Below are 23,438 nucleotides of genomic sequence, written 5' to 3' on the forward strand. Positions count from 1 at the left end.
GCGCCGGAAGCAGTGCAATGTGCGAAACGCATCAGAAGGGATAGGGCGTCGCCTCCGGCTTCTCGGAGGTCCAGACCCACTGCGTGAACTCTTCCCAGATCGCCGGACCGCCGATGCGACTGCCGTTGCCGGAACGGCCACGCCCACCGAACGGCGCAAACGGCCCGCCGTTGACGGTCTGGTCATTGATGTGGAGCTGGCCCACCGCGAGGCGATCGCCGACAGCTCGCGCCCGCGCGACCGAGCCGGAGATCACGCCCGCGGCGAGGCCATACTCGGAGCGGTTGGCAAGCTCGACTGCCTCATCGTCGGTGGCGAAGCTGACGAGGCATGCAACTGGGCCGAAGATCTCCTCCTCGAACGCGCGCATACCGGGCTTCACGTCGGCCAGGACGGTTGCCTGGTAATAGCGGGCGTCGTGACCACCGCCGGCAAGCAGCCGCGCGCCCTTCGCAACCGCATCGTCGACGATCGCCTGAATCTTCGTCACCTGCGAGTCGCTGATGATTGGGCCGAGCGCGACCTGACCGGACGACGGATCGCCCGCGGGCAGATGCTGCGCCTTCTCGGCGACCTTGGTCGCCAACGCCTCGGCAATGCTCGCATGGGCGAGCACGAGACCGGTCGACATGCAGATCTGCCCTTGATGCAGGAACGCGCCCCAGGCGGCGTTGGACGCTGCGACATCGATATTCGCATCGTCGAGCACGATCAGCGAATTCTTGCCGCCGAGCTCGAGCTGCACCTTCTTGAGATGGCGGCCGGCGACCTCGCCCACCTTGCTGCCGCCTTCCGCCGAGCCGGTGAAGGAGATCATTGCAATGTTGGGATCAGCGCACATCGCCTCACCCGCTGCCGCGCCGCCCGGCACCACTTGCAGCACGCCCTTGGGCAGGCCTGCGTCCTCGAAAATGCGGGCGATGATGATGCCGCCGGACACCGCGGTGCGGGGATCGGGCTTGTGCACCACGGCGTTGCCAACTGCGAGCGCCGCGGCAATGGCCCGTATGGAGAGCACCAGGGGGAAGTTGAACGGCGAGATCACGCCCACAACCCCATGGGGCACGCGCTTCGCGGTGTTCGACCGCCCCGGCTCCATCGACGTCAGAATAATCCCGTTGGGCTCGATCGCGATCGCCGCTGCATGGCGCACGAAGGCCGCTCCGTGCTCGATCTCGATCGCAGCCTTGGGCTGGATTGAACCGCTCTCGCGCATAATCCAACCGATTAGCTCCTCGCCATTCTGTTCAAGCAGATCAGCCGCCTTGTTGAGGATAGCTGCACGCTCCTGCGGCGGCCTCAAAGCCCATGCGGGCTGGGCCTGGCGCGCCTCGCGTGCGGCCTTGGCGATGTCTTTCGGATCGGCGATGCCGACCGAACCGAGCACGGCACGCGTCGCCGGCTCGCTGATCTCCATCACGCCGCCGTCAGTTGCGCACCATTCGCCGAGAAACGCCTTGCCGCGCCAACGCTCGACGGCAATGAAATCGCGAGCCTGCATGTTCATCGAAATATTCTCCCTCCGCCTCGTGCGGATCGATTGACTGTGCGGTCGTTGCGACCGCGGCTTGCCGTCCTGGGGAGAAAGAGGGGCAAGACGGTTGTTGCACGCGCGCGGCCGTGGCGCGTGCCGCACACATGGTCGAGACCGTAGGTCGGTCTTCTTGCTTCGCTTCCTCCCGCGAACGGTTCAGCAATTAGCAAGACCGGTGCCAGCTCACATCTGCCCCCAGGACGACCTTCGATTTATGAAAATAACAAAGCCCAAACAGATACTTATGCGAAAATTGAAGTATATTTGCGTCTCCGACGACATAGGCCTTCCATCGTGCGATTTTCCTGAAATAATGAAATCCTCAACAGCTGTTTCACTATTTCATGAAAGATTGACGCGCAGATGGCGGAGCATGACTCCCGGATTTCACTGGCGGAAGCGTCCCGCCGCGCCGCCCGCATTCTCACACGCGGCGCCAGCAGCGAGCTCGACACCGGCGCGGCTCCGACGTTCAACGATCTCGCTGAGTCGCTGCATTTCGCGCTCGGCGACGGGCGCATCTGGCTTAATGACCAGCGCATGGTGCTGATGCAGTCGCAGGTGCTCGGCCGCCTGCGTACGGAGATCATCGACGCATTCGGTCTTGAAACTGCCAAGGCGCTGTTCATGCGTGTTGGCTATATGCAGGGCACACGGGATGCGGCCCTAATTCAAAAGCGCTTTCCTAATGAGGACCTCACCCACGCGCTCGCCGCAGGACCGCGCGTTCACACGCTGGAGGGTTTCGTCAAGGTCACCACGCGGCATTTCGAGTTCGACCGCGACAAGGGCATTTATTTCGGCGAGTTTTATTGGGACGATTCATCTGAGGCGGCCGAACATGTCGCGAGTTACGGCCTTGCGACCGAGCCAGTTTGCTGGATGCAGGTGGGCTATCCATCCGGCTACACCACCAAGCTTTTCGGCAGTCCGGTAATCTTCCGGGAGATCGAATGCGCCGGCATGGGAGCGCCCCGCTGCATCATCGTTGGTCAGCATGCGGACGCCTGGGGCGACGATGCCCCTGAGCGCAACTATTTCGGATTGGAATGGAAGAGCCGTTCGGTGCACACCGTCGTCAACGCTCCGGTTGCGGCGCATGAAAGCCCGGCCCCCGCACGCGACAACAATAACATCGCGGTCGGCGTGTCGACTGCGTTCGTCCGCACCCGCCGCCAGCTCGAGCGCGTCGCCGCGACCGACGCCACCGTGCTGTTCGTCGGCGAATCCGGCGTCGGCAAGGAGCTGTTCTCCAGCCAATTGCACGCCATGAGCCGGCGCAGCACAGGTCCTTTCGTCGCGATCAACTGCGCGGCGATCCCCGAACAGCTCGTCGAATCCGAACTTTTCGGCGTGGAGAAAGGCGCCTACACCGGCGCCATCGCCTCGCGCGCGGGCTATTTCGAACGCGCCTCCGGCGGCACGTTGTTTCTCGACGAGATCGCGTCACTAACCTATTCGGCGCAGGGCAAAGTGCTGCGGGCGCTGCAGGAACGCAAGGTCGAACGCGTCGGTGGCACGAAAACCATCTCGCTCGACGTCCGTGTGGTGGCGGCATCCAACGTCGATCTGACCGTCGAGGTCGCGGCCGGCCGTTTCCGGCAGGATCTCTATTTCCGGCTCTGCGTATTCCCGATTGCTATCCCGCCGCTGCGGGAGCGGCGCGACGACATCCCACTCTTGATGGCGCATTTCCTCGGCATCTATTGCGCGCGGCACGGCCGGCACCTGATGGGCTTCAGCCGTCGTGCCACCGACGCACTGCTCAAATACGATTATCCCGGCAATATACGCGAGCTGCAGAACCTGATAGAGCGCGGTGTCGTCTATGCGGATGAGGGCGGCACCATAGATATCGGTCATCTGTTCAGCGGCTCTGAGCTGCTCCCGCCATTCTCAATCCAGCTCACAAGTGAAGGGCGGCTCGGACGCGCGCCGTTAATTGAAGACAAGAGCACCGCCTCGGTCAGCAGAGGCGGATCATCGCCAGGCAAGTCGTTTGCAGAGATGGAGGTCGCGGCCTATCGCTCGGCACTGGCCCAGACGGACGGCAATGTGTCGGCCGCCGCGCGCCTTTTGAAGATTAGCAGACCAAAACTCGACTATAGACTTCGCCGTCTTGGCCTAAGACCATAGCGACAGGTCATTCTCCTCCCAGGTTTGCCGGCGACGTCTGGTGAGCCGCATTGCGCTGGGTCCCCCTCACCCCCGGCTTGGTGAAGAGGTAAACCCAAGTCCGGTGGCGCGCATGCGCAGAGCGAAGTCGGGCAGCTTGACGCCGTGGAGATGATGTTGCGCCTTGCTGAGCGTCAGCGTGGCGTTGCGGATCACCGCATCAGTGAGTGTCAGCAGGGTTGGCCGGCTCTGTCACGATTCCTTCCCAGCGTTTGTGCCAGGTGTGCCCCGCGGGGAGGCTATCGCTGTGACCGCGCGCGGCCAGCCTGGATCTAGATATTGGGGTTTCCAGCTCCAAACCAGGGGCTGCCGATCAACAAAGCGCCTATCAGGCCAAAGCGACGCATGCGAGTGCGCCCCAATTAGAAAACCCCGGCAATTGCTGCCGGGGTTTTCGCATTTCGTGAATCGGCGTGAGGCGGCTGGATCAGAAGTCCATGCCCCCCATGCCGCCCATCCCGCCGCCAGGAGGCATGGCGGGGCCTGCAGCGGCCTTCTTCGGCAGCTCGGCGACCATGGCCTCGGTGGTGATCAGCAGCGCCGCCACGGAGGAGGCGTTCTGGACTGCAGTTCGCACGACCTTGGTCGGGTCGATGATGCCCTTGGTGACGAGGTTGCCGTACTCGCCGGTCTGCGAGTCGAAGCCGTAGGCGTACTGATCCTTCTCGAGGATCTTGCCGACGATCACCGAGCCGTCTTCACCGGCGTTGATCGCGATCTGGCGAGCCGGCCAGGACAGCGCCTTGCGCACGATCTCGACGCCGGTCTTCTGGTCGTCGTTCTTGGTGCGCAGGTTCTTGAGCGCTTCGGTGGCACGGAGCAGGGCGACGCCGCCGCCCGGGACAATGCCTTCCTCGACCGCAGCGCGGGTCGCATGCATCGCGTCATCAACGCGATCCTTGCGCTCCCTCACCTCGACCTCGGTCGCGCCGCCGACGCGGATCACCGCGACGCCGCCCGCGAGCTTGGCAAGACGCTCCTGGAGCTTCTCACGGTCGTAGTCCGAGGTGGTCTCCTCGATCTGCGCCTTGATCTGGGCCACGCGCGCCTCGATGTCGGCCTTCTTGCCGGCGCCGTTGACGATCGTGGTGTTCTCCTTGTCGATCATCACCTTCTTGGCGCGACCGAGCATGTTGAGCGTGACGTTCTCGAGCTTGATGCCGAGATCTTCCGAGATCGCCTGGCCGCCGGTCAGGATCGCGATGTCCTGCAGCATGGCCTTGCGCCGATCGCCGAAGCCCGGAGCCTTCACGGCTGCGACCTTCAGGCCGCCGCGCAGACGGTTGACGACCAGGGTCGCGAGCGCCTCGCCTTCGACGTCCTCGGCGACGATGATCAGCGGCTTGCCGGTCTGCACCACGGCCTCGAGCAGCGGCAGCAGCTCGTTCAGCGAGGAGAGCTTCTTCTCGTTGATGAGGATGTAGGCGTCGTCCATTTCAACGCGCATCTTGTCGGCGTTGGTGACGAAGTAGGGCGAGATGTAGCCGCGGTCGAACTGCATGCCCTCGACGACGTCGAGCTCGGTCTCGAGCGACTTGGCTTCCTCGACGGTGATGACACCCTCGTTGCCGACCTTCTTCATGGCGTCGGAGAGGAACTTGCCGATCTCCTGGTCGCCATTGGCCGAGATGGTGCCGACCTGGGCAATCTCCTCGTTCGAGGTGACCTTCTTGGTGTTCTTCTCGAGGTCCGCAACGACGGCGTCGACGGCGAGGTCGATACCACGCTTGAGGTCCATCGGGTTCATGCCGGCGGCAACCGCCTTGCCGCCTTCACGGACGATCGCAGCCGCGAGCACGGTCGCGGTGGTGGTGCCGTCGCCGGCCGCGTCGGCGGACTTGGAGGCGACTTCGCGCACCATCTGGGCGCCCATGTTCTCGAACTTGTCGTCAAGCTCGATCTCCTTGGCGACGGTGACGCCGTCCTTGGTGATGCGGGGAGCGCCGAAGGACTTGTCTAGGACAACGTTGCGGCCCTTCGGACCGAGTGTGACCTTCACGGCGTTGGCGAGGATGTCGACACCGCGCAGCATGCGGTCGCGGGCGTCGACGCCGAATTTCACTTCTTTGGCTGACATATTGGTTTCCCTGAGTTGTCTTGGTCTCATCTCACCCTTGGCGAGGCGCCCGGCAGGCGCTCCTCAGGGGTGAGCGGTGCGAGCGGTTGGATTAGGCGGCCTTAGTGTTGGAAAACACGTGGGTGAGCACGCCCAAAATGTCGCTTTCCTTCATGATCAACAGCTCCTTGCCGTCGATCTTGACCTCGGTGCCCGACCACTTGCCGAACAGCACGCGGTCGCCGACCTGGACGTCGATGGGGATCAGCTTGCCGCTCTCATCGCGGCCGCCCGGACCAACGGCGATGATTTCGCCCTGCGAGGGCTTTTCCTTAGCTGTGTCTGGAATGATGATGCCACCAGCAGTCTTCTCTTCTGCATCAATGCGCTTGACCACGACGCGGTCGTGAAGCGGACGGAAATTCATGCAGCGCTCCTAAGTGTTTGTATGAGTTGACGATTTACCAATTGCTAGCAATCGAGGCCCGCGAGTGCCAGCACAGGCGAGGTTGAAATAGGACGGTTTTCCTTGGGAGCAAGAGTTAGTAGAAAAAAAGTTGGATACTTCGTCGCCCGATCTGCCAGTCGCTAACGGTAAGGGGCCGTGATCATCGCCGCCCTGGTCATCAAGATTGGACGGAACCGGACGTGCGCCACCATCTCGATGGCCGAGCGGCGATCGAGTCTCTCCTAGAGCTGGAAGCTCATTGGCGAACTCGACCATCGGGATACCATGCTTGGAAAATCAGCCCGACTACCTGTCAATATCCCGACCTGGGTGTAGATGTTCTTCGTCGCCGCACCAAGGAATAACGGGGCTGTCTCGATGGAAATCACGGTCAGTCTTCAGATGATAGCCTCCGAGTGATTCCGGCGTCAGGCGTTTCTCGCGAACATCGTGCTGGCGCCTACGATGACAGCGGCGTTCTCGAGAGCACCTGGCTGCATCTTGTAATTTTTTATCTTCCAGGGCATTTCGGCGAACGAACGGCGGCCGACTTCTAAGTAGGTTTTGTTGCTGATTGCTTCGAGTGGCACCGCATGATTTGCGAACTGCGCGGTAATGTTTGGTACGCATTTCAATATTGAGGCGCTCCGGTGCTCGACGATGTCGCCAAGGTGACCAGGGAAACTGTCGGAAGGATCGGAGATCAGGGACGGTTTGCAAGTGCGAAAAACGTACCGTCCCAAAATGCCGGCGTTCTGCTCGATGCTGACGAGCCCCAGGCAATCATCTCGACCATGATCGAGCAGGTATGCGCCTCATGGACGATGTTGTTCGTGGTCAGGGCGTCACCGATGAAGCCACATTTGTTCACTCAGGCATCAGCGACAAGCGTCATCGCCTGCTTTGGCGCGAAATTACGGTCGCGCAGGTCTGCCCTGCGAGTGGAGAGCGACCGACGGAACGCAGGCCGCCAAGTTCCTAAATTCTTCTCCCGCATCAGGAGCAGACATTCCTTGATGAGCAGCGACTGGGATAGATCCAAGACCCCGCCCTCATGGTGTTATCTCGTTGCAAGGACCATAAGCAGGATCCCCGCGGCTATAAGTACAACAGCAATTACGTAGCGCGTTGTCGTTTCCGACAGCCAACGAAGACCGATTGTGGTCCCTATCATCGCCCCTGTGACGGCCCCCAGTGCGTATAGCCATGTCTGCGGTGAAGGCAACTGTCCAGCGTAAATCGCGCCGACCAAGCCAACTGCGGAGTTCACCCATATGAAAGGGGCAGACAAAGCTGCTATCTCTTTGGGTGAAGCCCAACGCATGGCGATAAGGACAGGCGCGAGGAAAACGCCGCCCCCGACGCCAGTAAGCCCCGAGACGAGGCCGATGCCGGCTCCTGTCGTAATTGCGCCCCACGACGGCGTGTCACCAGCAGGGATCGCTCTCCTGGTTCGCCCGATGAACAAGATCGCAGCCGCGAAGAGCAGGACCACACCGGTGATAGCATCATAGAGATGGGGAGATAGGATTGTGAATCCTCCAATCAGCGCAGTTGGCACCGAGGCGGTTAGAAAAAGCTTCAACCTCTTCCAATCAATAAAACCACCGCGATTGAACAGCCATGTCGAATACGTGGCGGCAACGATGTTGAGCAACAACGCCGTCGGTCGCATCTGAGTTGATGGAAACGATGCAAAGGCCATGAGGGCAAGAAACGCGGTACCACCTGCCTGCCCAACAGTCGCGTAAAGAAGGGAGATGATAGCGAAGAAGATTGTCAGCATTGCAATCGGCAATTCAGTGTTCTGAGCAGCGGCGATGAGAAGCTTCCGTATCCCGATGGATTTGCGAATGCGTGGAACGATTGGTTGCTAACGCACCGCTGCATGGAGGTGTCCGGGGTCTACACCCGAGCAGTTCAGACCAAAGAGCGCGCCGGCGGCAATCTTTCTCTTTAACTATCGACGAAGATGTAGACGATCACCCGGTCGCGGCGAGATGACTTTCTCGATCGCCGCGACGGCGTTGCATCCAATGGCTCGCCCTCGCTCATCCATACCGGTCCAACAGGACTGGCGTCCGCGCGGATCGACCTCCAGCAATTTTACGCCTTCCGGCACGCGCGCGCCGTCCCGAGCAACGCCGCGGAGCACTCCTCCAACGGGCGCCTGGACCGGCTTGCCGCCAAGACAGCCCACCAGCAGGCGCTTGGATACTGGCGTGCCAATATCGACACCTGAGCGCCAGATGCCATCGCGGTGCGAATACACGAAGCGCTCGCGTCCCGCGCCGCCGAGCTCGCCGGCTCGGCCGTCGGCCAGCTTGATGACACCTCGGGAGACAATTGTAGCGGTCTGGATTGGATGGGTCTCGATGGCGGTGTCGCAGTTGACGCCCACCTCGAATCCGGGTCCGATGCCGACTGTTACCGGTGCGAAGCCGCGGAGGTCGCGAGGTGTTCGACGCTTCTGCATGCGTGCATCGACGATCACGGATAGCGAACGCAAGGCAATAATGTCCGAGAAGTGCATTTCGGTCACTGCCACGCTGTTCGGGTCGGCGTGAATCCACGTGATTTCCGCTAGCGTATCGGCCCGTTTGCTCACGACGCCCTCAACTTCGCATAGCTCGCCGAACAGCGAGTCATGAAATGCCATGCGGCGGCGGATCACCGGTGGAAAGGCATCGTGTCTCATCACCACGGCGAACGTCGCTTCGGTGAGTTTCGTGGCGATGGCGGAAGCGATTTCGTTCGTGCCGAGCACCAATGCGAAGAGCCTTGGCGCGCCCGGATCATGGGCCTTAGCAGTGACTTTCATGGGCGAGGTTCGCATTGCTAGGATCCCTAGCAAACCTCGCGCCAATCGCGGATGAGGGTTCAACTGTTCAAGCAAACTGGTTCGTCCTGCTGGTGACGGCGAAGCCGCGTTCGAATAAATGTTCCCGGCAATGTTGCGGATGCGACAAGGTGAGTTGGATTTCTGTCAAATCGGTGGAACGACACCGCAATCGCAGCGTCGAGCGAGGGCGAGCGCCCGCTCTGGATGTATGGTCAGACGCTGTATGCGAAGTACAGGTCTTCATTGTAGTCGTAGACGCAGGCTTCACCGCCTGTGACTTTCACGGAGAAGTAGGATGACGTATCGTGATCGAAGCCGCCGTAGACACCGGAGCTCTTCGGTTTGAGCATCAAATGCGACCGTTCACCATGGTGGTACAGGTTCGGTAAGGCACCGGTTACGTAGCAATGCCTGCCGTAGTCATAACCACTGACTATTCCCTCTCGTACAGACACGCTGATCCTGGAAGATACGGAAGCTTCGTATTCGTGCACGCGCACGATTGCGCGCCCCAACGTGTGGGCCAACGCAACCGCAGCCGCCGCTGCCCGAACGTGGGCTTTCATATATCCTCCTACTACTGGGCTTCAAAGCGGAGCGGCCGACGCCCCGACGCCTCGATGTGATGCGCCGGCCCGCCCCCACATCGCCGGGGAGTTTCGGCAATGCTTCCTTGAACGAAGCAAGCAGCGTGCCTAAGCAGGGCTGGCGCTACTGCAAGATGCGAGGTCTGCCCTACCCCAGCACTTCGCCGCGAAGGCCCTGGAGGATATTTCAGTCGCGGCCTAGATATTCTTGTGCATGGGCTTCGCCCATGATGGCACGTCGGAAACTCCCGCCAGGAAACAGTAAGAGCAGACGAACGACGTGGCTCTGCGGCCAAGACCCTAATGAGGACTTTTGTTGAAGCTTACGCTTCTCGAATGCTCAAGCGCTTCGGGGGCGTGAAATATCGATATTTGCCTGTGAGCGTTCCGTTAACGAACTGAAGACCGTGATCGCCATAGATCATATCCTCGCGCAAGTAGCCGTCGGCTATGGCCCCTTGATTGTTGCCCCCGACTGTCTTGCGGTTAGTCGCCACGCCAAGGCTGGCTAACGGCGAGCCGAACATTTCAATTATGGCATCGCGCGGTGTGCCCAGTTTCAACCCATCAAACTGTTCGGCAGGAATCATCCCGGCTGCCTTGATGGGCTCAGCTATCATTCGCGGGAGATCTTCAGATCCGATGGGCCTACGAACCACAACTTTCTCGATGCAGTGCGAATGAATTGGGATGCCAGGATGCGAGTCCCATTTAATGTAATGATCGGACCGTAAGATCTCCCAGCCGGCTTCTGTATAGATGGCCTCCAGCTCTCCACGTGCGAACGACTTTTTGTGGCCAGCTGCCAACCCCTCCTTGGGGATAGGATGGTCTGGTTGATCGAGCGTGTTGGTGAAGCAATGAAATCCTCCAGGCCGCGTTCGATCGACCAGGGCTATGACGAGGGGTTTCCAGACGGTCCGTTCCGTGAAATGCAAGACCGAATGCGCTATGAAGACGTCGAGGTAAGGTGGGGGCTGGAAATCTTCCACAGCAGCCACACCGCTTGTTACCTTCACGGCAAGATGGCTTGCGAGCCGATTCAGCTTGGAGATAGCGGCTTCAGATATATCGGTCGCGATGACCTGATGACCGAACTGAGCCAAATAGAGAGCGTTGCGCCCCTCGCCGCAGCCAAGCTCCACAACCACGCTTTCCGCACGGAGTGCTGGCGCGATCTCGAAGATTTCCGGGCTAGGACCACCCATACATGAAACGTTGTGGTCGGCGTAGCCCGCATCCCACCAAAACGGCGAATGTCTCGTCTCCTCTTCCATACCGCCCTCACTCTGCCTGATATTGCTCCTCAAGGATAATCATCGTGTTGGAATAGAACATTCGGGCCATAATGCTCGAATACTTGAACCCTTTATGAGTAAGTTGATAAACATCACCATCTGCCGAATTGACGAGGCGCAAAGACTCGAGCGCTTTCAGTTCTTCGCCAAAGTCCACTGCCAGCGCCCGTCCGAATAATGCAGCGTAATTTTTTCTGCTTAAGGCTGACAAGGTGAGGCCGAGCAGGACGTAACGACGCACAAGCTCGTCCGGAGTCAGCCTAATTCCGTGTGATGCTATTGCCTCGGGATCGAACGGACGATCCGAGAAGGCCTTGATGATCCGCGAAGTCGTACTCCGGTCTACGGCATAGCCCGTGCTATAGTGATATTGGCCGAAATAGCTTCTAGCGCCAGCTCCCAATCCTAGCAGGGGCGTTCCCTCGAAGTCCGACACCTCCTGCCGATAGGCATGGTCGCCAGTGATCCTGGTGAAACGTGTGAAGGATTCCTGGCGGTAGCTTTTAGATTCCATCAAAGCAGTGTTCTGATCGTAGATTTCATACTTTTCCGCTTCAGAGAAAAATAATTCAGGATTGTTCGTTTTCGACGCAAGGATGTTCGTCATCGGACGAACGACAACGGGATAAAGGGAAACTGTCTGCGGCTCATAGTCGAGCACGCGGCCAAGCGAAAAGATCCAGGAGTCGCGGCTTTGACCACGCAGGCCGTAAATCAGATCAAGGTTGACGTGAGAAAAGCGCTTGATGACGGCTTCGATTGCAGCTTTTGCAATCTCGACCGAATATGGTCTTCCGCAGTTCGCAAGTTCGCCCGGCTCCATGCTTTGGATGCCCATGCTCATTCTATTGACGCCAAATGCCTTCAAGCAATCCAGAAGTTTGTTATTGAAAGAGTCCGGCGCGGCCTCCACCGTAATCTCACATCGCTGGCTTCGTTTTGGAAATGCAACGTCGAGGGCGGCGAAGAGCTCGCCGAATTGATGCTCTGTTAGCAGCGTCGGTGTGCCGCCGCCGAAATAGATACTGACAACTTCTCGATCTCCGAAATATTCTCCATATCGAGCGATGTGCTCCGCCAATCGAGCAACGTAAGCCTCTTGGGTCGCTTGTCTATTGCGCGTTGTAAGAAAGAGAGTGCAATAGGTGCAGCGGTAGCGACAAAACGGAATATGGATATAGATGTTGATTTGCTTTGAGCGACTAGCCGGCTCAACAACATCAGTTATGCGGAGTGGTTGCGGGAAAACCCGATACGATCGCTTCGAAGGATAGCCATAGACATAGGTTGGAAGCTCGTTTTTCTCTATCTTCGTCCGAAGAAATTCCAGACGATCCATGACCTGTCCCTCAGTCGCCGTGCATGACCTGAGCGTCCTGGACGCCTGGCCTAACCACTAGGATCGCGCGGCCGCTCCTGCCGCTGCGCAACGAGAGAAACTCAAGAGTCGTGCCAACCGTGCAGGAAGAGCCCAGAGAAGCTCGTTCTCCATTTTATTCAATGGCTTAACCGCGAGCGCGTGCACCCCTCGTTCCGAACATCACAGTGTCTTGGAAGCGACGAGCCGACAACAGGGGCAGGATACCTCGTGAGAGCGGCAACGATCGTGCAGCGGTCCAGGGACGTTGCAATATGAATCCGTTTCGACAACGGTTGTGAGCGCCTGCTTTGGCGCGGCAGTAGAGCGTTATCCGACGAACCCAAGCAGATTTCTAAGATCCAGTTTTCGGGGCGGCTAACACATTGGGGAGCAACGGAAATCGTGCGGCGGCCATCAGCTAGCCCGGCCATCGGCGTCGGCGCCTCAACCGACCATGATCCGCATCCGGGCCCCGGCCGCGAACCCAATCTCGATCGCGCCCCGTCCTGGAAGGCGCTGCCAGTGCTTGCTGGTCGGCCCCGCGAAGACTGAGGCAACGGGACCCTGTCGTCCTGCCCGAGGTAGGTTGGCCAGGCCAAACACTCCCGGCGCGCCTGCCGCCGCCAAACGGGAAGCAGATTAGGGTGAACGCTTCATGTTGGCGCGCAACTTCGGCAACCCTGGCCGCCGGCGCCAAGCTCTCTTCGATGGTCCGAAGCTCCTCGGCGGCGGTCCACCGCCGTCGGGCTCGGGACCCGACAGACCTCGCACCGTCGTCACGTTTGCTCATTTGCTGAACAAATTTGTGGAGGTGGCCCTCATCGGCTTCACCGACCGCCGACGTACCCGCCATATGAACAACGTTTAGCGGTCCGCATCTTGGCACGGCGAGCCGAAGTAATCCGCCCCAAGCTCGGGTTGTTGAGTTCGAGGCAAGGCCAAGAACTCACTTATCACCATCGGCGAGAATCACGCTGAGGGGACCCACCGGGCCGAAGTACGCACGTCCTGCCATCAATCTCTCTAAACCTAGCCCAAAGAGCAGAACAGGCCGTGAAACTCGCGTGTGTATTCATTTTTGATACACGTGACCAAAACGGGTACAAGCCGACCAGTGCGAAATTGATGCCATCGACCACCTGGTACCAATTGTCGTTGGCAAAGGACGGAGCCGCGCACTTCTTGATCATATCCACGTAATCCTTGTGGAACGCGATCGACTCGGGCGAGTCCAGCCCTGTCTCCAGCTTGCCATCCTCGATGACGAAATCGCGCACGCCATACGATTTGGCAATCGAGATTGCAGCGATGTGGATGCTGCTCCAAAACCGCACGCCACGCACGCCTAATGGCGTAATCGCGGGGTCCGCAGTCTTCAGCTTCTCGCAGGCGGCGGACATCTCCGGCGGAGTCGTCGGAACGTTGATGCCGTACTTGTCGAGAATGTCCTTACGGTAGAACAGCTGGATGTTTTCAAAGCCATGCGGGATGGCCCACACCTGCCCGCTTCCAGCCTCGATCTGCCCTTCCTTTACTTTCCATGTCAGTGAATCCCGCAGTGTAGGGAGGAAATCTTTGTAGTCATAGGTCGCCGCGGTGAGTTTTGGGTCGTTCAGATAACGATCGAGCGGTTCAAGCAACTGGCCGGGTGCGAGATCCCAGGCGGGTTGAATCCCGGTACCCACGACATCCCAGCTTGGTGACTTTCTGCTGAGCTGGATCGTCAGCTTATTCCAATAGGCATCGTCCGGATAAAGCTACGGCGTCACCTTGATCCCCGTGAGCTTCTCGAACTCCAGCATCTGGGCTGCGACCGCGTCGGCATACGGATGAATGTCGTATGCCCAGACGATCGACGTACCCTCGAACTGCCGCCAGTTGATGTCGTCCGCATTGGCTTGCGTAACCACTACGGCTGTTCCGGCCCAAAGCGTGGAGCAGATCAGAGCTCTTCTGGCAAAATTGGCCGAATGGCCGCGAAAAGCGGCAAGCTTCCGTGGCATTTTTCCCTCCGATGGGCTCTTTGGCCCGCAAAACCACTCGCCTTCCTCTTCCCGAAAGGCGCGCAGCAGCGCGAAGGCTGGCCGCCATTCTTTCGCCGTTAGCGGCCTTTCAAGACAAAGGTTGGGTAAAATTGGGTAACTTGAAAATGAGAGTCGCGCGTTGGCATCTCGCTATCACGACCCCGACAACGGATCGTTCAAGCCCTTGGGCACTCTCTCCACCACAGAAACACAATCCGACGATGAAGGCGGAAGCGTCCAAGCAGAACGCCCGAATCCTCCTCCCTGAATTGCGCTTCGTCTCCCTCGCCGATCTGCCTCACTCCGTGCTTGTCGATTCAACCGCAGCGCGGCGCATGAGCGAGTGGACGTCTTTCTGCCCCAGCAAGCCACGCTCGATGGCGATATCGAGAAACGATCGATGTTCGTTGAGCGCGGTCCGCACCATCGCGGCGACACTTGCATACCCGAACTCGGGCACCAGCGCTGTTGCTAGTGCATTCGAAGCCAGCAGATTATGTCGGCACCGCTCCTCGTTGACTGAAAGCGAGCGTACGCAACGTTCGAGGAAGATAGTCGTCGAACGTTGGAGGAGAGTGATGGAATCGATCAGGCGATCGCAGACTAGCATACCGTAACAATTGATCTCCAGCAGCCCTTGTTGGCAGGCCATTGCGATGGCAGCATCGTTCCCGGCGATGGCAAAAGCTGCTTGGCAAACCGCGATAGGAACCACTGGATTTACCTTGCCAGGCATGATCGAAGATCCAGCCTGAATCGCTGGCAGCGCGATCTCTCCGATAGCGCCGCCAGGACCTGACGAGAGGACAGTGAGGTCGTTGGCGATCTTGCAAAGGGAATTTGCTGAATTTCGAAGTTCAGCTGACAGCCGAGCGCACGCATCTAAGTTCTGCATTGCGTCAAATGGATCGGCCGCTGGTTTGACCTCGTCGCCAAACAGGTTTGACAGCTGTCGAAAGGCCGCCTCTTTGTAGCCCGGTCTGGAATTCAAGCCGGTCCCGACGGCAGTTCCGCCGAGCGGAACGACCAGAAGTTGGCGGCGGAGCTCCTCCACATGTCTCGCGTGGCGTTCTACAACCGCCTCATATCCCCCGAATGTTTGACCGAACAGCATTGGAACTGCATCTTGCAAACATGTCCGGCCGAGCCGCAGGGTTTCGCAATACTCCTTCTTCTTGTCGGAGAATGCACCGGCCAATTGCATCAAGGCGGGCGACGTCCCCTCCGATACTCGAAAGGCCGCAAGCCTCATGGCCGTCGGAAGGACGTCATTGGTGGATTGACCGAGATTGACGTGATCATTTGGATGGACGAAGGCGTAGCTACCAACCGGCTTTCCGGCGAGCCGCGCGGCTAGGTTTGCGATTACCTCGTTGACGTTCATGTTGGACGATGTGCCACCTGAGCCTTCGAGTACGTCGACCATGAGGTGAGCATCGTACTTACCGGCGCGGAGCTCCTGGCAGGCCTGGATGATGGCTTTCGCCTGATCGGTTGAAAGCGCACCGATCTCTTGATTGGCGCGCGCCGCTGCTTCTTTCACCATCGCCATTGTAGCAACAAACTCAGGCAGCGTCGCAATCGTACGGCCCGTGAGTGGAAAATTCTCCAGAGCCCGAAGTGTATGGATCCCATAGAGCGCGTCCGCAGGCAGCTCTCTCTCTCCAAGAAGGTCTTCTTCGATTCGACTCTGCCCCATGACAACAACGCTTTCATCTTTCAGAGGGTGATTATCGATACCCGATATCCGTTCACCAGAGCACGACACTTTGCGCGAGATGCGGCTCTGGCTCAAACAGCGGCACCGTTTGGACACCGCCGCAAATTGGGGCAAGGTCACACCTTAGTTGCTCAGGTGAGATTCGCTCGAGCGCCGCTTTGACATCTGCAGCTGTCCTCCTCCAATACCGCGCGCTTTGCCGAAACGTTGCATTTTTCGCTTCCCTGAACACGGGAACTAAGCAGCCGACATACAACGCTTCTGGGCAATGGCGCATGCCGTCTGCCCTGATTCGCCTGATGCGGGGCTGGATCGGGCCTAAGAAGCCACGTTAGGCGACCAGCTGAAAAGACGAAGGTCGCGACATGGCTCACAGTTCTTTCTATGCGGTGGCGCACTAGCGTGCGATATCCGCCTTCACGTAGCGAGCATAGCGCACACAGACATCATCAAAGTTCTCGCAGCTTAGAAGAACATCGACGTGGACACCAACAAGTTCAACGCATGTCCCGTACGGGGTGTGTATGTGATGCTTGTCGGATTATTGATGTATGTCAGTCCCAAGCTTGAATATATCCCGGGCGCCAGATGCGCCGTGTATGTTCCAGAAATCGCCGTACTGTCGCGATGCGCAAGATGGCCCTTGGCCAAGGCAGCATCCACTGCGAAGTTACTCCACGCAGTGTTGGTGGCAACAATAGCAATCTGATCGTGCGGCCGGCTGTCAAACAGTCCCTTCGCATAAAGACGAAGCTCATAGTACTGGCTGACTCGATTTAAGCCAGGCGGCGCGTACATGACGGACAATCCCGCATAGATGCCACGAGCTGCCGAGCCTTGGGCATCAGACTGCCAGAGCTGCCTATCCGCCGCGATGTAATAGATGCTATTTCCGCTGGCTCTCGGTTGAGTCGGACGCTGCAAGTCCGTGAAGCTGCTATTGTTGAATCCGGCACCAGCCCGCAACCAAGTCTCGGGCAAGCCTGGAGCAGCCTTGTTCTTGTAGCCGGTTTCGTCGAGAAAAAGAACGCCCGCGTTGGTCGTGCTCCAGTTCAAGCCGGTCGGATTTTCAGCGATCTGCGCAGATTGACCGTCTGGGCTGAGGGAACGTTGTATTGAGGCTTTATTGTAGAAGCGATCATCAAAATTGTACTTCAGATTCAGAGCTGGCGTCGGCGCCGCATTGTTGCTCATGCCTGCTTGGTACAAGATATTCGATGATGCTCCAAACACGTTGACTGCTGCGTTCCCTCCGACCACCGTGCCTACGAACTCATTTATGTTTCTGAGGTAACCGAATTTGAGTTCGAGCTTCCCGTCGAAAGCGGTCTGATAGTAGGCAATCGTATTGATCCCGACCCTATCTGGCCCGCCGGGCTTCCATGTCCAATATTGCTGCTGGGCTCCCAAGATGATCTGACCATCGGGAATCCCAAGGCGGCTGAGATCGTACGTCACGATCATGAAGTTTAGGGTATTAAACGTCGGGTTCTGGCCGACATATAACTGATCGCGGATGGTGCTTCTCGCTGCATCCGGCAGTTGATTGACTACGAAGGTATTTACTGTCCCGCCGACATAGCCGATCCCGACCTCTCCCAGCGCAGATCTAACGCCGCCGTAATCCTGATCTATCGTATCGGCCGGCCCGGGAATATTGAGCCACATACCTTTTTCCTGGAGGTGCGCGAACTTTGAAAAGGGCGCGGTCTTCTTCTGAGTTCCATTCTTCCTAAGCAGAGCCGCACCGTCGGATTTTGGCGCAAGCAAATTCGTATTCTGTGCGGGCGCCGCGTTAGTGATGAGACGCCCGGCTCGTTGGAACCGGCCGCTTCGGGATTTGATAGCCGCAAGGTTTTTCTTTTGAATTCTTTCCGGCGCAATCTCACTCGAAGTGTCGTTTTTGGGGCTAGGCTCATTGGCAGCTTCTGCTCCCGCCGCTCCCCCGACGGTACTCGCCGCGAGAGACAGTGCAACAGCAAACCATCGCTGCGCGCTCGCTTCATGAACTTTCGTCTTCACGCGTGAGCCGCGAGACAAGGAAACTGACGAGCCCGAAGCCACGAGACCTTTGACGCCTGAGTGCTCGACGATCGCGCAAGACAGTTTGCTATCGGCTTCCATGAAACGAGAGAGATTGCGATAGAAGTAGACCCCATAGCCGCAGATGACGAGACAGCAGATTCATCAGGCCCGTCGCTGCGGCCAGATCCATATTGCATCCCGACTTCCTTGACGTGAGAGGCACCACTTTCGTTGACGCACAATTGCCATGTGCCCGCCAGCTGCATCAATTGCCAAGGTTGGTAGGTGACCGGGCGCAAGGCGCTGCTTAGCGATTCGCGTGCTCATTCCAACGGACAGCGCGATCGATTGGATACTCGCTTCTCCAGGGCATTAGCGCCGAGAGGTGGATGTAAAAATCATTTCAGGACGTTGGCTCGTTTAAAGACACCGAGACGCGCAAAGCACGCTCTTGGCGTCGTCGCCACGAAGTCGTCGGATCGTCTGCTGGGGGAGGTTGGCTTTCCCGCTCATAGTGTGCTTCGCAAAGACATGGGATAGACCACCGCGGAAGCGCTTGCAGAGCGGCAGGCCAGTTTTGCTGACGCGCAATAAATTTGCGCGGATCGACGACAACCTTCAATCTACTGAATAGCTATGGATTGGGTCGCCCAAGACGAACGAAACGTGCTGACTCTGGTTCAGAAGACGTGGGGCTCGGCAAATGTCGGGGTCAATACGCGTGAGAAAACCGATCGAGAGACGCGCAGGAAACCTAAAGGAGGGCATTCTTTCGAAAGAAGATCGCCTGTGCTGACGCGACATAACTCACGTTCCGCCTCTTGCGGTTCATTCATTTGCAGGTTTACTCAGCTCCAACAAACTCGATGCAGCCTCTCCGGGAATCCATGCCGCTGGCACGATGGCTTTCAATGACATCGTTCAATGCGATGGCGAACCGAGCTGAAGAATGCTGCATACAGGGATGGATGACAAAGGCAGAGTTTGCATCGCCGGACCGCGGTCAATCCTTTGGACCGGCTAGGCGACCTCCGGGGCCGGCTCTTTTGCTGTCTTGATGCGCGTTACGCTGCTCTGACCATCGATGCTGACGGGTACCTCGCCCGCGACGGTGGCGCGACGAACGACCCGATGCTGATCGCCGTAATCGTTCACCGCGTAGTGTTGTGTGGCGCGATTGTCCCACATCGCCACATCACCTTCCTTCCAACTCCAGCGCACGGTGTTTTCGAGCGCAGTGATATGAGACTGAAACAGATCAAACAGCTTCTGGCCGTCGTATTTCGGGATGCCAACAAAACGTTGCACCAGGGCGCCGAGGAGCAGCGTGCGTTCGCCGGTCTCGGGGTGGACGCGCACGACTGGATGTTCAGTCTGATAGATCGTTTTGGTGAAGACTTCGTCCAAGTGCTTCTTGTCGAGCTCGCTGGCGCGGGGCATTATCGCGTAGTCGAAGGCGTTGCTGTGAACGGCCCAGAGCTTGTCCGCAAGCCGTTGCAGCGGCGGTGCCAGGTCGAGGTAGGCTGTGACGGTGTTTGACCAGACCGTATCGCCACCGAACGGTGGCATCACAACGCCACGCAGCACCGCGATCTTAGGGTAGCCATCGACGAAGGTCCCATCGGTGTGCCACAAGTCGGCCCGGCTGCCGGCGCGGACCGAATCAAGCTCGATAATCGACGCCGTCCCCTTAATGGCACCGAGCGTCGGATGACATGCCGGACTTCCGAAACGAAGAGCAAAGCGCTCCTGCTCGGCGTCGTCGAGATGACCCTGGTCGCGAAAGAAGATCACCTTGTTCTCGAGCAGCAGCTCGTTGATTGCGGCGATCGTCTGGTCCGGCAAATCGCCCGACAGCTTGATGTTTCGGATTTCCGCTCCGATGCGCGCTGCGCGTTTGACGATGTCGGCGCGAGGAATGACATTGTCCGACAAGCCCGTTGCACTCATAGCGGAACTCTCCAAATTCGCGGCTTGTTCGCTAGACCAGCTGTTCAGCTGCGATAGGAGCTGTCGAGCGCCAAATTGCTGGACCGCATAGCGGGATCCGCCAAACTCCACTGGCGACGGTGACGAGCCACCCTCGTGCGCTCTTTACGGGGTCTGCGACAGGTGAGGAGGCCTACGTGAAGGTCTTTCATCCATGATTGACCGATCTGCCGGTTCGATCAATTGCTAAGATTGGTAGTTGACCGGGGCACAAAGGTTTAGACTTCGCTGGATGATCGATGCAGAAATTGCCGCCCAGTGCCGAACGAACAAGAAACTCATGGTGTTGGATAAGGACATGAGAACGCTCGAGATCGGACAGGGCGGCCAAGCCGATCGACAACAATGGCCGTCGGGGCGCTGGTCAAAATTTGGTTTTTGCACCCCATCGTCAGGCTGTTCGTTTGGAGTGACCTCCATTGTTGAGGCCGTATTCGCGGCAGCATGCCGCAGAAAAGGTGGTCCTCCTTCGAGGTTGACGTACGGCCTCGGTTGCAGATAAATCGAAGGCGTCGAGGTTCTCCAGGTCTCGCTTCGATCTGGAGCTAAGAGGGAAGCCGGTGCGCTCACGATCCGTTCAGGATTGAAGCAATGCCGGCGCTGCCCCCGCAACTGTAAGCGGCGAGTCCGCATCCACACGTGTCACTGAAGCAGATGCTTCGGGAAGGCCGGATGCAGGCGATGACCCGCGAGCCAGGAGACCTGCCCCGACAACATAAACGTCCACGGGCGGGGTGTCCGGTGGTACGCCAAGCAGCAGGCGCTTTCGCGGCCCCTCCTGCCCGCGTCCGCCATGGCCTTTGCCCCCACCATAATGGGGTTAATGCTATGTCTCTTCTCTCACTTCCTGTCGCAACTCTCGGTATGCCACGTATCGGGCCACGCCGCGAACTCAAGTTGGCACTCGAAGGCTATTGGGCCGGCAAGATCAGCAGCCGGCAGCTTCTTGAAGCTGCGGCCGGTCTTCGTGTCGCCAATTGGGCGCGTCAGCACTCGCTCGGCGTCACCGTCATCCCGTCAAATGACTTTTCACTCTATGATCAGGTTCTCGATACCAGCGTCATGGTGGGCGCCATTCCCGAGGCGTATGGCTGGGAGGTAGGTCCGGTCCCGCTGAAGACCTATTTCGCCATGGCGCGCGGCTCTCAAGGCGGGGAGCATGAAGCAAGTAGCAGTCACCGCAATGACGCCGGCGGGTCCGCCGCGCAGGAGATGACCAAGTGGTTCGATACCAACTACCATTACATGGTGCCCGAATTCCATAAAGGTCAGATCTTCAGGCTCTCCTGCCGAAAGCCGATCGAGGAATATGAGGAGGCGAAAGCCCTTGGCTATCAAACGCGTCCCGTTCTGGTAGGACCGGTCACCTTCCTGAAGCTCGGCAAGAGCGCTGATCCGGCGTTTGATCCGATCTCGCTGCTCGATAGTCTCCTGCCCGTCTATGTCGAGGTTCTCAAGGAGCTGGCGAAACGCGGAGCCGAGTGGGTCCAGCTTGACGAGCCGTGCCTGGTGCTTGATCTCGACGAGACAACGCGGAATGCGCTTCAGCGTGCTTATGGGTGTGTCGCCAATGAGGTACCTGCCATCAAGATCATGCTGGCCACCTATTTCGGAGCGATCGGCGACAACCTGGCGACCGCTCTGAAGCTACCTGTGGCTGGACTGCACGTCGATCTTATCCGAGCTCCCCAACAATTGAGCCAGATTGAATGCGGCGCCCGCGCGGACCTCGTGGTTTCGCTCGGCGTCATCGATGGCCGCAACGTGTGGCGTTCTGACCTATCGGCACTGATCGAGCGGTTCAAACCCGTCATTGCAAAGTTCGGCAGGGATCGCGTGCAGCTCGCACCCTCCTGCTCGCTCCTGCATGTCCCAATCGATCTTGAGCTCGAGACCGATCTCGATCCGGACGTGAAGAGCTGGCTTGCCTTCTCGGTGCAGAAGATCGGCGAGCTCACGGTCATCGCGAAGGCGCTCGCAGGCGAGGCGAGTGTCGCAGCCGCGCTGACCGCATCCGATCTAGCGGCGACGGCGCGCGAGACCTCCCCGAAAATCCACGACGCGATCGTTGCACAGAGAATGGCGGCGATCGACGACGCCATGCGCCGCCGTACCAGCGCTTTTGCCAACCGCGCAGAGGTCCAGCGCAAGCGCTTTGGTCTGCCGGCCTTTCCGACGACGACGATCGGCTCGTTCCCGCAGACCGCCGACGTTCGCAACGCTCGCGCTGCTCATGCCAAAGGAAAACTGACGGACGCGCAATACGAGCAATTCCTCAAGGCGGAGACGGCCCGTACGGTGCAGTGGCAGGAAGACATCGGCCTCGACGTGCTCGTGCATGGCGAATTCGAGCGCAACGACATGGTGCAGTATTTCGGCGAGCAGCTCTCCGGCTTCGTGTTTACCCAACACGGCTGGGTGCAGTCCTACGGCTCGCGCTACGTTCGCCCGCCGGTTCTGTTCGGCGATGTCTCGCGACCGAAGCCCATGACTGTCGAATGGTGGCGCTACGCGCAATCGCTGACCAAGAAACCGATGAAAGCAATGCTCACCGGGCCGGTGACGATCCTGAACTGGTCATTCGTCCGCGATGACCTACCGCGCAGCAAGACCTGCCGCCAGATCGCGCTTGCGATCCGCGACGAGGTCGGCGACCTCGAAAAGGCCGGCGCGACCATGATCCAGATCGACGAGGCCGCGCTACGCGAAGGCTTGCCCCTGCGCCGATCCGACTGGAAGGCCTATCTCGACTGGGCTGTGGAAAGCTTCCACATCTGCTCCTCCGGCGTCGCAGATGCGACGCAGATCCACACCCACATGTGCTATTCGGAGTTCAACGCCATCATCGGTGCAATTGCAGCGATGGACGCAGATGTCATCTCGATCGAGACGTCGCGTTCTAAGATGGAGCTGCTTGATGCGTTCACGGCCTTCAAATACCCGAACGACATCGGCCCCGGCGTCTATGACATCCACTCGCCGCGCGTTCCCGAAGCCACTGAGATCGGAGATCTCATCGCCTTGGCCCGCCAACGCCTGTCGGACTCGCAGCTCTGGATCAATCCTGATTGCGGCCTGAAGACCCGCAAATGGGAGGAAGTCCGCCCGGCGCTCGTCAACATGGTCGCGGCGGCGCGCGAACTTCGCAAGGCTTCTTGATGCAAGCGCGAGCTCGGTAGTTAGAGTTGCGTTCATTTGGCGGAGCGCCGATCCGTTTCTGGATCAAATGCACTCGCTTCAATGGAGGAACTCCGACAAATTGCAGTTCCGCCGAGCGAGCCGGTCGCGCCCGTTGCAGCCTCGCTGGGTCGCTTGGCAGCGAGATGCGCGGGCGCGGCCAATTGCATCTGCCAGGAGTCCGGTGAGGACCGTTTCAGACG

Annotated in this window: 15 protein-coding genes, 2 pseudogenes and 1 riboswitch; of the genes and pseudogenes, 3 read left to right on the top strand and 14 right to left on the bottom strand. The window is 58.9% G+C overall.

What is annotated here, in order from left to right; all coding sequences use genetic code 11:
- Window positions 1-31 precede the first annotated feature (31 nt).
- Window positions 32-1,507 carry a benzaldehyde dehydrogenase gene (locus tag NLN62_RS08890; RefSeq protein WP_254108436.1) on the bottom strand — a complete coding sequence of 492 codons (1,476 nt, stop codon included), beginning with the start codon at window positions 1,505-1,507 and terminating at the stop codon, window positions 32-34.
- Between the two features lie 390 nt (window positions 1,508-1,897).
- Between NLN62_RS08890 and NLN62_RS08895 the strand changes: the two genes are divergently transcribed.
- A complete protein-coding gene (locus tag NLN62_RS08895) occupies window positions 1,898-3,670 on the top strand; it encodes a sigma-54-dependent Fis family transcriptional regulator (protein ID WP_254108437.1) in 1,773 nt (590 codons plus the stop codon).
- A gap of 466 nt (window positions 3,671-4,136) precedes the next feature.
- Here NLN62_RS08895 and groL read toward each other — a convergent pair whose 3' ends face one another.
- The 8 genes and pseudogenes from groL to NLN62_RS08930 form a co-directional block, all read right to left on the bottom strand.
- Window positions 4,137-5,786, bottom strand: coding sequence for a chaperonin GroEL (gene groL / locus NLN62_RS08900; RefSeq protein ID WP_254108438.1), 1,650 nt, complete (start codon window positions 5,784-5,786; stop codon window positions 4,137-4,139).
- 91 nt (window positions 5,787-5,877) lie between these two features.
- Window positions 5,878-6,192 (bottom strand): co-chaperone GroES, encoded by a 315-nt coding sequence (gene groES / locus NLN62_RS08905; RefSeq protein ID WP_027525731.1) that lies wholly within the window; start codon window positions 6,190-6,192, stop codon window positions 5,878-5,880.
- Between the two features lie 126 nt (window positions 6,193-6,318).
- Window positions 6,319-6,581: pseudogene (locus NLN62_RS53360) on the bottom strand (efflux RND transporter permease subunit); the annotation flags it as partial.
- A gap of 692 nt (window positions 6,582-7,273) precedes the next feature.
- Window positions 7,274-7,999 (bottom strand): sulfite exporter TauE/SafE family protein, encoded by a 726-nt coding sequence (locus NLN62_RS08910; protein ID WP_254108439.1) that lies wholly within the window; start codon window positions 7,997-7,999, stop codon window positions 7,274-7,276.
- Between the two features lie 174 nt (window positions 8,000-8,173).
- Complete coding sequence (locus NLN62_RS08915) at window positions 8,174-9,034, bottom strand: xanthine dehydrogenase (RefSeq protein ID WP_254108440.1); 861 nt, start codon at window positions 9,032-9,034, stop codon at window positions 8,174-8,176.
- Between the two features lie 233 nt (window positions 9,035-9,267).
- A complete protein-coding gene (locus tag NLN62_RS08920; RefSeq protein ID WP_254108441.1) occupies window positions 9,268-9,621 on the bottom strand; it encodes a hypothetical protein in 354 nt (117 codons plus the stop codon).
- A 344-nt stretch (window positions 9,622-9,965) separates the two neighbouring features.
- Window positions 9,966-10,919 carry a methyltransferase domain-containing protein gene (locus NLN62_RS08925; protein WP_254108442.1) on the bottom strand — a complete coding sequence of 318 codons (954 nt, stop codon included), beginning with the start codon at window positions 10,917-10,919 and terminating at the stop codon, window positions 9,966-9,968.
- 7 nt (window positions 10,920-10,926) lie between these two features.
- Window positions 10,927-12,279, bottom strand: a complete 1,353-nt coding sequence (locus tag NLN62_RS08930) for a coproporphyrinogen-III oxidase family protein (protein WP_254108443.1) — start codon at window positions 12,277-12,279, stop codon at window positions 10,927-10,929.
- 676 nt (window positions 12,280-12,955) lie between these two features.
- On the opposite strand from NLN62_RS08930, the gene NLN62_RS08935 reads away from it, so the two are divergent.
- A complete protein-coding gene (locus NLN62_RS08935; protein WP_027525724.1) occupies window positions 12,956-13,168 on the top strand; it encodes a hypothetical protein in 213 nt (70 codons plus the stop codon).
- Between the two features lie 85 nt (window positions 13,169-13,253).
- On the opposite strand, the pseudogene NLN62_RS08940 reads toward NLN62_RS08935, so the two are convergent.
- From NLN62_RS08940 to NLN62_RS08960, 5 genes and pseudogenes are all read right to left on the bottom strand, one after another.
- Window positions 13,254-14,036: pseudogene (locus tag NLN62_RS08940) on the bottom strand (ABC transporter substrate-binding protein); the annotation flags it as partial.
- 21 nt (window positions 14,037-14,057) lie between these two features.
- Window positions 14,058-14,303 (bottom strand): hypothetical protein, encoded by a 246-nt coding sequence (locus tag NLN62_RS08945; protein ID WP_254108444.1) that lies wholly within the window; start codon window positions 14,301-14,303, stop codon window positions 14,058-14,060.
- Between the two features lie 319 nt (window positions 14,304-14,622).
- A complete protein-coding gene (locus NLN62_RS08950; RefSeq protein WP_254108445.1) occupies window positions 14,623-16,119 on the bottom strand; it encodes an aspartate ammonia-lyase in 1,497 nt (498 codons plus the stop codon).
- A gap of 390 nt (window positions 16,120-16,509) precedes the next feature.
- On the bottom strand, window positions 16,510-18,066 hold the full coding sequence (locus NLN62_RS08955; protein WP_254108446.1) for a carbohydrate porin: 1,557 nt from the start codon (window positions 18,064-18,066) through the stop codon (window positions 16,510-16,512).
- A gap of 1,023 nt (window positions 18,067-19,089) precedes the next feature.
- Window positions 19,090-20,019, bottom strand: coding sequence for a TauD/TfdA family dioxygenase (locus tag NLN62_RS08960; protein WP_254108447.1), 930 nt, complete (start codon window positions 20,017-20,019; stop codon window positions 19,090-19,092).
- A gap of 537 nt (window positions 20,020-20,556) precedes the next feature.
- A riboswitch (cobalamin riboswitch) is annotated at window positions 20,557-20,783 on the top strand.
- 103 nt (window positions 20,784-20,886) lie between these two features.
- Here NLN62_RS08960 and metE point away from each other — a divergent pair.
- Complete coding sequence (metE, locus tag NLN62_RS08965) at window positions 20,887-23,217, top strand: 5-methyltetrahydropteroyltriglutamate--homocysteine S-methyltransferase (protein WP_254108448.1); 2,331 nt, start codon at window positions 20,887-20,889, stop codon at window positions 23,215-23,217.
- Window positions 23,218-23,438 lie beyond the last annotated feature (221 nt).

The sequence above is a fragment of the Bradyrhizobium sp. CCGUVB23 genome, assembly GCF_024199885.1.
Taxonomy (GTDB): domain Bacteria; phylum Pseudomonadota; class Alphaproteobacteria; order Rhizobiales; family Xanthobacteraceae; genus Bradyrhizobium.

Bases quoted from the DNA above. Each gene is read 5' to 3' on its own strand.
- NLN62_RS08915 (WP_254108440.1), bottom strand. From the start codon at position 9,034: ATGAAAGTCACTGCTAAGGCCCATGATCCGGGCGCGCCAAGGCTCTTC.
- NLN62_RS08910 (WP_254108439.1), bottom strand. From the start codon at position 7,999: ATGCTGACAATCTTCTTCGCTATCATCTCCCTTCTTTACGCGACTGTT.
- NLN62_RS08895 (WP_254108437.1), top strand. From the start codon at position 1,898: ATGGCGGAGCATGACTCCCGGATTTCACTGGCGGAAGCGTCCCGCCGC.
- NLN62_RS08930 (WP_254108443.1), bottom strand. From the start codon at position 12,279: ATGGATCGTCTGGAATTTCTTCGGACGAAGATAGAGAAAAACGAGCTT.
- NLN62_RS08920 (WP_254108441.1), bottom strand. From the start codon at position 9,621: ATGAAAGCCCACGTTCGGGCAGCGGCGGCTGCGGTTGCGTTGGCCCAC.
- NLN62_RS08945 (WP_254108444.1), bottom strand. From the start codon at position 14,303: ATGCCACGGAAGCTTGCCGCTTTTCGCGGCCATTCGGCCAATTTTGCC.
- metE (WP_254108448.1), top strand. From the start codon at position 20,887: ATGTCTCTTCTCTCACTTCCTGTCGCAACTCTCGGTATGCCACGTATC.
- NLN62_RS08925 (WP_254108442.1), bottom strand. From the start codon at position 10,919: ATGGAAGAGGAGACGAGACATTCGCCGTTTTGGTGGGATGCGGGCTAC.
- groL (WP_254108438.1), bottom strand. From the start codon at position 5,786: ATGTCAGCCAAAGAAGTGAAATTCGGCGTCGACGCCCGCGACCGCATG.
- NLN62_RS08890 (WP_254108436.1), bottom strand. From the start codon at position 1,507: ATGAACATGCAGGCTCGCGATTTCATTGCCGTCGAGCGTTGGCGCGGC.
- NLN62_RS08935 (WP_027525724.1), top strand. From the start codon at position 12,956: ATGTTGGCGCGCAACTTCGGCAACCCTGGCCGCCGGCGCCAAGCTCTC.
- groES (WP_027525731.1), bottom strand. From the start codon at position 6,192: ATGAATTTCCGTCCGCTTCACGACCGCGTCGTGGTCAAGCGCATTGAT.
- NLN62_RS08960 (WP_254108447.1), bottom strand. From the start codon at position 20,019: ATGAGTGCAACGGGCTTGTCGGACAATGTCATTCCTCGCGCCGACATC.